Raw genomic sequence first — 5,536 nt, forward strand, 5'->3', positions numbered from 1 at the left:
ACCAAAGAATTGTTATATCCAGTCAAAGAAATAGAAAATGCCCCGAAGAATCTTTAATCGATTCTTTGGGGCATTTTCTTTTATATGAAACAACGTGTTCATTTTTTGACGCTTACTGTTAGAGAATGATGAATTTGGTTCATCATATAACCCAGTGGAACTCCTATAACAGCTAGAAAAGCTCCTATAGCTACTACATCTATATTTTCTGACAAGTCTTTTCTTTCTTCTTGATAAATAAAAAATATATTAATTAAATAAACCAGGTCCTCACACAACTCTAGTTCAATTCAAAATTGTTTCCAATTTGCGTGTAGACCTGGTACTATGTTTGTGTTTTTCACACAGCAGCCTCACTACAAATCTTTCTTCCGCCTTTGGATTTATAAAAGCCAAGAATATATCAAGCAATAACTAACTCTTTTTTAGTTTCTTCTAGCTGTTTTCTGTGTGCAATAGTTTGTCTATAGTCTTCAGCTAAAGCAGTTGTTTTAAATTCAATTGTTTTATCATGATTTCTTTCTACAACGTCTTGTATTTCTTCTAGAGACACCTTGAAAAATTCTTTTCTTTCATTAATAAGGTTTAACCGTTTATCATTAAATGTGCGATGTAAAGTGTTTTCTAATGTTGGTGCATCTTCACTAAAAATCATTGCATGAACATCGAATAAGAATGGAACAGAAGCACTTCCTAATTCTTTAACTCGATCCAACGGTTCCAATCTTCTTGTCATTCCTATTTTATAAACATCTTCTCCGAATGATCCTATATTTGATATTACATATACATAACCAGCTCTAGTATTTCTTTCTCGGTTTAAAACATCCTCTTTTTGCTTATTAACTTCTTCTAATTTTTGATTTAATTCAGCGATTTTTAATTCTATTTCTGATAGTTGTTCTTGCGTTGCGTTTTCTTTTTGACTCTCTAACTTTTCTAAAGCTTGAATGAAATGTTTTTCTTCTTTTTCAATTGCTTCTTTTAATTTCGCAATTTCACGTCTAGCTTTTTCTTCTTCTTTTATCTGCTCACGGATTTCTCGTTGCTCTTCTTTTTCTTTTTCTAATTTTTGATTGTATTCAAGTGCCAGATATAACTCTTCATGTTTCAAATTTAAATAATTTACTTTCAATTGAATCTGATTGCTAGCGTTTAGTTTATTAATTATTTCAAATGTCCGATTAATCCGATCTTCCATAGACTTAATATTTGATACTTTAACTTTAGATATAGCTACATCACATTCATTATTAAATGAACGAATTGCAAGTTTAAGTAAGTTATTATTCATTTTCCTTCCTTCAGCCTTACTACCGTTTACTGTCCAATTAGAATTAAACGAGGCAGCGTCTTTCTTAATCACCATTTCTTTATGCTTATTTCTTATTTCGCTCAAACGTATTTTATATGCAGCAGAATCTTCTAAGTCATATTTAGGTTCGAAAAATCCAAAAGACTGCAAAAGCACTTCATCTTCAAGTTCAACATACTTAGTTTTCAAATTAGCATATTCAGTTTTATATGCGTTTAGAGATTCGGTTAACTTTAAATACTCTTGTTGTTTAACTTCCAGTTCTTCTTTCTGCTTTACAATAAGGTCTGCTATTTCAATCGATTCATCATAGCCATTGTTTTTCAGTTCTGATAGTAATTCTGCTTTTCCCTTAATTTTATTCAGTCTCTTAGAATGTAAGATTATTAAGATCGGTATAATTATTAGTCCAGGTAAAATTATTAGCATTGGATTAATTATAGCTAATAATACTGTTAGCAACGAAATGAACCATGCGCTGAATAACCATGGTATTGAGTCCTTGTTCATAATAAACCTCCATTTTTATGTTGTTAATTGTGATGAGATAGAAATATTTGATTGTAATAAATTTCATCGATAATTAAAGTAGCTGCGCCTGAATTTTTCGCGATTATTTAAACTATCACTTTCATTTCTTACACAGACTTTTTTAACCTCTTATTTATCACAAACCCACTTGATTGACAGCATACGTCGCAAACTAATCACTAACTCCTTCAAATTTCAACTGTTCTATCAAGCCACTCCTTTAAAACGCAGTATATTCCAAGTAGTTCTCAGCCATTTTTACAGCTTGCTCTTTCCAATCAATTTCGATATTCTCAACTGCATAGGCAGCATCACTGTTGTCGAAGCCTTCAAACTCTAGCTGTTTTATTAAGTCTATGAGTAATGATAAAAAAGATAAAAAAGATAAAAATAATAACAAAAAACAATTTGTTCATTCTTCTCTACTTCTAGTTGACGTTAAATAAATGTTTTTACTATACAATTTATGCTTTTTAATTATCCTTTCTGAAATTTAAATATCTAAAGTAGTTTTACACTATCCTTTAAACAGCCTACAGACGACAAATCTCATAAATAGTTTCAAAAATCATTACTGTAATTACGAGTTGAAAATCAATAACCTTCCCGCTCATCCACCAAATACAACAACTGCTCCTGATCCCTACGATTCGCTGTCACTCTTTTCAATCGTTCCTTCAAATAAGACTGCAGCTCTGGATCAGTACAATAAATAAAACATCCCTTTTGCCCTCGTGTCATCAGCGTTCGGTACGTATTACGGATAATCGAATCCGCCACCTTATAAGCTTTTTCAGGATCTTCTTTAGCTAGCTTCTTAATCCCTTTCAGTGATTGATCCGACTTTGCACGCTTAGTAAAATCCGTGACCAGTTTCCCGTCCTCCATGCGGAGATCGTCCCCTATAATCACACCGACATAGTCAAACTCCAGTCCTTGGGCTGTATGGATACACCCTGCTTCACGAACAGACGAATTCTCTATAGCCCATGTGTTTTCTATGTTCCAGCTAATACCGAAATCATGCTCGGGAATCGTAATGTCATAATGATCTACGTCACGTCGATTGGATTTTGGCCACTCCCAGCAGTACCCCGCCATCAGACGTGATTTGTTGTTTCTTTCATTAAGCTTTTCAATTTCATCAAGCATCTCATTCGGAGAATCAAAAATCCTGAAATCGTAGTCCATCCCCATATCATTGATGTTTGCTGTATGTCTGATTTGCAATACATCATCCAACCATGCAATATAACCGTCTGATCCGCCACAACGGAATTGTGATACTAGCTCACGTGAGATGATCTCAGCGCCTAGTTCTTTTGCATATTTCTCGATCGTTTCTATACTGCCAATGTCGTGTATGGTAACTTTCTGATGTTCATCAATAAAGAAGATTGTAAATTGAGAGCCTTTAATCAGTTCTTTTACTTGATTCTCTCCTAGATTGCGAAATAGTCCTGACTTCTCATTCAATCGATGAGCTTCATCGACGATTAAAATATCAAATTCATTTGGCTCTACTTCTGTAAAGCTTCCAGATCCTTTGAAGAGATTATCAATATGAGACTTTTTAAAATCCTTTTTCAGCTTTGTAGAATAAATATGCCGCGGTGCAGCATTCTTCGTTACATACATCGCCACCAGTTCTTCAGCTATCAACTTCACCATTAAATTAATAGCGAGCACAGATTTACCTGTACCGGGTCCCCCTTCCACTATCATCACTTGTTTAGTTCCTGTCCGGATACTATTGAGCGCTAAGTGGAATGCCTCTTCATAAAACACTTTCTGCTCATCGATCATGATGAACTCTTCATTTCCTTTTAACATATTGTTCAATGCATCCTGAAGAGATTTTGACGGTCGGATTCTACCATTTTCAATCTGATAAATTAAATGATTGCGGTCACCTTCGCGTATGTACTTTTTAATGAATGTCCGCAACTTGGAAATTTCACCTTTAACAAAAACAGGTGCCTTTTCTAGATGATCCGTATAGTGATCATCTGTTAACGGATCATTATCTGTTTTACGATAGTTATGTAAGTAAGCACACGGTTCCAAACGAATTTCTTGTTGCTGAACGTTTTCATTGAAATCTTCAATGAGGGCCGCATACGACCATGCCTGATAGGAGGGATGGACGACTTCTCTAACGCCTCCACCGACATATGTGCGAACCAACGCATCACGGGATGGTACTTTTTCTACTTCTTCCCACTGCTTTAATTCTACAATGACTACATGATCTTGCGTCCCGTCATTACCCGCAATAAGAAAGTCCACCCGCTTGGACGTATTAGGAATATTGAATTCAATAGCGACTGCTGCATCTCGCGGTATATCGTCATCCTGCATCACATTGGACATTTTCTGCAAAGAATTTTCCCACGAACGAATCTCCGCTTTACTCGTTCTTCCTATTTTCTTTTGATAGGAGCTATATAACCGATCAATCAACAGTTCATTTACGACATCACCAACAAATTGTTCTTTCGTCGATTCATATATAATCAATACATCACCCACATACTTTATATTTACGTTCTATCCACATCCTACCATTATAATAGTATAACGACAATACTTGACAAAATAATCGGTATATTCAGAATTACATTTCATAAATCCAACATACATCCCCCATCTATCATGTATAGTTAAACTAAACTCAATAATCACACACCTAATAAAATACAAACTGGAGGCGACAAATAGTGAAAAAAATCATCCTAACAACCGAAAGCGGAGCCGATCTACCTGAATTCCTTGCAAAGAAACACAACATCCATGTAGTAGCCATGCATGTCATCATGGACGGCCAGGACTATTTAGACGGTCATCTACCCGTACAAGACATCTTTGATTTTTACGACCGCACTAAAAAGATTCCATCCACCGCCGCCACGAATACCCATGAGTACCAAGAGTTTTTCAAAAAGATTCGAACGGAATTTCCTGATCATACAATCGTTCATATAGGCTATACATCGAAGGCATCTGTTTCCTATCAAAATGCGTTAACCGCAGCGGAAGATGTAGAAGATATTTATTTACTGGATGCATTAAACGTTACAGGCGGATTAACTGCGGTGATTATGTATGCGGTTGCTCTGCTGGAGGAAGAACCTGAAATGGATCCTGTCCACTTGCTAGAAAAGATCGAAGCAAAGGTTCCCAAAGCGAGACTTGCCTTCCTTCCGGGTAGCTTAGACTTTTTACGGGCTGGCGGACGAGTCAGTAATATGGCGTATCTAGGCGGGGCTTTGTTAAAAATCAAACCGTGTATTGAATTAGTGGAAGGGAAGCTTGTTTCGACTAAAAAATATCGTGGGAACATGAGCAAAGTGGCTGAAAGTTTGCTACTAGACTATTTACAGCAATATGACATTGATAGACAACAAATCTATTTTATATACTCTATCGGGCTTAGTGAGACTATTAAAGAACGGATCGATGACATTGCACGAAAAAAAGGATTCGAGAATAGTCTTTGGATTGAAGCGGGTGCGATGATTTCGTCACATTCTGGTCCAGGAGGATTTGGGATTGCGGGGATAGAGGTTTAATATCAAAAAGAGGCTGGGACAAAACCCTCCTTGAAATCGAAAAAGAACGGACCCATTGAAGTTTATGGGGTCCGTTCTTTTTTATATAGGATTTTTTAATTTTAGGAAGAAAAAAAGG

The 5,536-nt window shown here is 35.9% G+C and carries 4 protein-coding genes; 1 reads left to right on the top strand and 3 read right to left on the bottom strand.

All coding sequences use genetic code 11. From position 1 onward, the window contains the following. Window positions 1-403 precede the first annotated feature (403 nt). From CSV76_RS16790 to CSV76_RS16800, 3 genes are all read right to left on the bottom strand, one after another. Entirely contained in the window at window positions 404-1,825 is a 1,422-nt protein-coding gene (locus CSV76_RS16790) for an SNIPE associated domain-containing protein (RefSeq protein ID WP_199173087.1), read from the bottom strand. A gap of 241 nt (window positions 1,826-2,066) precedes the next feature. Then, window positions 2,067-2,246, bottom strand: a complete 180-nt coding sequence (locus CSV76_RS17490) for a hypothetical protein (protein WP_099626296.1) — start codon at window positions 2,244-2,246, stop codon at window positions 2,067-2,069. A 194-nt stretch (window positions 2,247-2,440) separates the two neighbouring features. Further along, a complete protein-coding gene (locus CSV76_RS16800) occupies window positions 2,441-4,366 on the bottom strand; it encodes a DUF2075 domain-containing protein (protein ID WP_099626299.1) in 1,926 nt (641 codons plus the stop codon). A gap of 200 nt (window positions 4,367-4,566) precedes the next feature. Here CSV76_RS16800 and CSV76_RS16805 point away from each other — a divergent pair, with 200 nt between their 5' ends. Further along, window positions 4,567-5,418, top strand: a complete 852-nt coding sequence (locus CSV76_RS16805) for a DegV family protein (RefSeq protein ID WP_099626297.1) — start codon at window positions 4,567-4,569, stop codon at window positions 5,416-5,418. Window positions 5,419-5,536 lie beyond the last annotated feature (118 nt).

It is taken from the genome of Sporosarcina sp. P17b, assembly GCF_002743115.1.
Taxonomy (GTDB): Bacteria; Bacillota; Bacilli; order Bacillales_A; family Planococcaceae; genus Sporosarcina; species Sporosarcina ureae_C.

Coding starts and splice junctions, on each gene's coding strand:
- CSV76_RS16790 (WP_199173087.1), bottom strand. CDS start 1,825: ATGAACAAGGACTCAATACCATGGTTATTCAGCGCATGGTTCATTTCG.